Genomic DNA, 568 nt, shown 5'->3' on the forward strand with positions numbered 1-568 from the left:
TACTTTAAAGAAAGAAAGACAAAAAGATATTACCCCTATAGTCCCCGCTGGGGACGTGTGTGAAAAACCAACCGAACCAACCGAACCAACCGAAGAAGAGCCAGCCGCGCAACCAGTATCGCAAGCCATCAAAACCGTGTTCAGCCATTGGCAAGCAGAGCACAACCACCTGACATCGAAACTCGACCCTAAGCGCCGCAAGCGAATCAACGCCCGTCTCGAAGAGGGATTTAGCGTTGCTGAACTCTGCAAAGCCATTTCCGGTGCCAAGTACGACCCGTGGCTGATGGGGAAGAACCCATCCAACAGGCGCTATGACGGTATCGAAACAATCCTGCGTGATGCTGCGCAGGTCGAGAAACTGCGTGACCTTGACGACAACGAACACGCTAAAGCGATCTCTGCTGGCAAATACTCGGCAACCACTGCACGAAACCTCGACACTCTCCAGCGCTGGGCCGGAGGGGGAGATAACGGAGCACCATTCTGATGAACGATACTGAAAAACCTAAGTTCGCTCAGTCGATGGCAGCGATTGGCGAGATATACGGGAAAGACATTTCCGAAG

1 pseudogene is annotated in these 568 nt (G+C 52.6%); it reads left to right on the forward strand.

The annotated features are described in order from the left end of the window. Positions 1-490 (forward strand): annotated as a pseudogene (locus J5069_RS23950) (phage replication protein); the annotation flags it as partial. Between the last annotated feature and the right edge of the window lie 78 nt (positions 491-568).

It is taken from the genome of Candidatus Symbiopectobacterium sp. NZEC127, from assembly GCF_025962675.1.
Classification (GTDB): Bacteria; Pseudomonadota; Gammaproteobacteria; order Enterobacterales; family Enterobacteriaceae; genus Symbiopectobacterium.